At 35.3% G+C, this 2777-nt stretch carries 4 protein-coding genes; all 4 read right to left on the reverse strand.

Features of this window, described 5'->3' with window-relative positions; all coding sequences use genetic code 11:
• Positions 1 to 122 precede the first annotated feature (122 nt).
• A complete protein-coding gene (locus FYJ58_RS14510; RefSeq protein ID WP_154520382.1) occupies positions 123 to 848 on the reverse strand; it encodes a radical SAM protein in 726 nt (241 codons plus the stop codon).
• Positions 849 to 863: 15 nt separating this feature from the next.
• Complete coding sequence (locus tag FYJ58_RS14515; protein ID WP_154520383.1) at positions 864 to 1052, reverse strand: hypothetical protein; 189 nt, start codon at positions 1050 to 1052, stop codon at positions 864 to 866.
• Between the two features lie 135 nt (positions 1053 to 1187).
• Positions 1188 to 1655, reverse strand: a complete 468-nt coding sequence (locus tag FYJ58_RS14520) for a hypothetical protein (RefSeq protein ID WP_154520384.1) — start codon at positions 1653 to 1655, stop codon at positions 1188 to 1190.
• A 143-nt stretch (positions 1656 to 1798) separates the two neighbouring features.
• Positions 1799 to 2590, reverse strand: a complete 792-nt coding sequence (locus FYJ58_RS14525) for a CAP domain-containing protein (RefSeq protein WP_154520385.1) — start codon at positions 2588 to 2590, stop codon at positions 1799 to 1801.
• Positions 2591 to 2777: the final 187 nt, after the last annotated feature.

The raw sequence follows: 2777 nt of genomic DNA on the forward strand, positions 1-2777 counted from the left end.
CTTGCGGGTTTTTAGGGCAGCGCCCTAAGCCCTCGGAGAGCTTATAGGAATAAATATCTACAATTTTCAAGGTTCTATTGAGCCTATTTTGTTGGCTCTGTTTTTTCATAACTTACTTGACACTACCATTCATTGTTTTTATTTACATAAATATCTTTGTATAAATTGGAGTGTTCCGGATAATATGTATCCACAAATTCAAGTACTCTTTTTTTATAAGCACCCCGAAGATTTAAGTTTTCAAAACAAAAAAAGTCTGCAAAAGGTTCTGTTTTATCCACTATTTGTTCAATTGAAGTAATTCCCGGAAAAATAGGTCCAACAAACACATACGTTTTAATTCCCACCTGAGACAATTGCTCCAATGCTTCTAACCGTTTTGAAATACTTGACGCTCTGGGTTCTATCTTTTTTCGAAGTTCATCCTCTAATGTGCAAATTGAAATTCCTATCTGGATCTGTTTCAATGATTTTAAAATATCAATATCCCGACAAACTAGCGAAGATTTTGTTAAAATATCTACAAATGTATCAGTCCCTGCTAACTGCTTTAATAGATTTCTTGTTTTTTCATATTTTCTTTCAAATCCATTATAAGCATCCGTTACAGACCCTATTAATACACTTTTTGAAGAAATCTTTTTCGCATTAATCTTCTTATTGCAATTCTTAACATCTACAAAATCCCCCCAACACTCTGTATGATTTGTAAAACGCTTCATAAATTCAGCATAACAATAAATACATTTATGGGGACATCCCGTATATGGGTTAATCACATAATCCGCATCGGGAAGTTTGCTCTTTGTTAAAATATCTTTTACTTCTATTTCATTCACTGATATCATGTGCTTCCCCTTATTTTAATTTCCTGTCGGTTCATATTTTTTTTCTCCTGCTTTCCATATAATCCTAGCAATGCCCGTTTTGTCAGGTGGATAACTATTAAATTCTGGATATGGATTATTTCTTAAATGAAGACGACTTGTTTGCTGACGAAGCTGGTGTGGAAAGCTTTTATATCTTCTAAACCTGAATCGTCTATTTCCCATGCCCGCCTTTGTGAGGGCTATTTTCATCCAAGAGTTCGACAAAAGTCGAACTTTCCTCTAAAAGGGGCATATCGCTTAGTGCGACAGCCCCTTGCTCTAAAAATGTCTCTTCAAGAATATATATGCTAGTTCCTCTTAGCCCAAATCGTCACCTAGATCATCCAGTATATCCAGAGAAGTCTTTACCAATTTCAGATTTTCCTTTGAAGTCTTTGCTGTGAGTGTAAGTTTATCTTTGTTATACAAATCTGTCACAAAAATACAATATGTGCCTTTTTTCAATTTATAGGTTACATCAAGTGTCTGTTTTTCAATATTATATTTAGAATCTGTATACTTAATTATATCGTTCCCTGTATATTTCGTGCCCTTACAAATTCCAGGAGTTGCAGTCCAGTCAGAAGGATGCACAGTCACTGTACATGGCTTATTTACTTTAATGACCATACGAGCACATAGATATGTTTGATCAGATTTGATTTTAAAGGTCTTTGATACACTTTTTTTCCATGAAGCAGCCTGTGTCTGCTGTGCTGGTATGATTGTAACAGTCATCGCAATCACCAACATAATTGTGAACATTTTTTTTGTAATTCGTTTCATCTTTTTCTCCTTTCAAAACTAAGATTTTTAGCTTCCTATCATTCAATTTTAATTTCTTATAAATAATGCGTCATTCATGATTTTAATCCATTCCAACTAATGATAGTAAAACCCTCCTTATTATGTGAAAACACAGAATGTTTTTAGTTAGATTTAACCTTCAGTACAATTGGGTTTTTTGTACGTAGTCCCGTTGCTGTATAAGTTTTTCCTTTTTTGGTCATGGTTGTAATATCAATTGGTGCATAAGAAACCATACCATTAGAGTCTTTACAGATAAAATATTCCCTCTGCATTTCATCCACGTTTGCAAAGGTTGTGGAACCCGTGCTGGTGGTCACAGAAACAATGGAAGCGGCATCATCTACAAACATTTGCACCCAATAGGAACGTCTTAACGAATCCTTAGTATAGCCGACCCCCAAATAATCATGTGCTGCGGTCAGAATGTTTGCTCGGTGTCCTTTACTTTTCATCCATGCTTTCACTGTCTCGGCAGGTGTATTCAGATAGCGACCTAGATTTTCAGCCTTTCGCAAATGTTTATATTTGCTGTCAAAAACAGAAAAACAACTTTTTCCATTAGGGCGAGTATGAGAAAACTTAGTAATAACCTCAGGCTCACGAATATTGGCTGAATCCTGCAATGTACCGGTCATAGTCAATATTTTTTGACCGTTGTTATAACGTTCAATATTAGTAAGTCGTAAAATCTCCCATTCCTGCTTGTTCACCGATATTTCAGACGGCATTTTGCGTGCAGCAAGCTTCGGAATGGTATTGGAAAACTTTAAAGAAAGACTTTCACCATTCAATGTAATTATCAGTTCGCCACTCAACTTGCCCGCAGCATCGAAAGTCGCTTTCTTGACGGAAAAACTCTTCCATTCTGCTGAGGAACCATGTGTTGCTGCTGCAAGCGCAGTATTCAGCAATTTTTTCTTGGTGCTTTGATTAGTCAGATTAACAGCGTATAGAGCACTTTTTATGGCTGCCTATTAAGTTATACTTAAAAATGTACAATAAATATTAAATAAGAATGTACAAATGTTATGATATATGAGCTGAAGGAGGAGCTCATCATGATCATTAAAAATCAAATCATAACAGATATAATAATAA

It is taken from the genome of Velocimicrobium porci, assembly GCF_009696045.1.
GTDB classification, from domain to species: Bacteria; Bacillota; Clostridia; order Lachnospirales; family Lachnospiraceae; genus Velocimicrobium; species Velocimicrobium porci.

What these genes read in the sequence shown, in the direction of transcription:
- FYJ58_RS14510 (WP_154520382.1), bottom strand. Translation starts at nt 848, where the DNA reads ATGATATCAGTGAATGAAATAGAAGTAAAAGATATTTTAACAAAGAGC.
- FYJ58_RS14515 (WP_154520383.1), bottom strand. Translation starts at nt 1,052, where the DNA reads ATGGGAAATAGACGATTCAGGTTTAGAAGATATAAAAGCTTTCCACAC.
- FYJ58_RS14520 (WP_154520384.1), bottom strand. Translation starts at nt 1,655, where the DNA reads ATGAAACGAATTACAAAAAAAATGTTCACAATTATGTTGGTGATTGCG.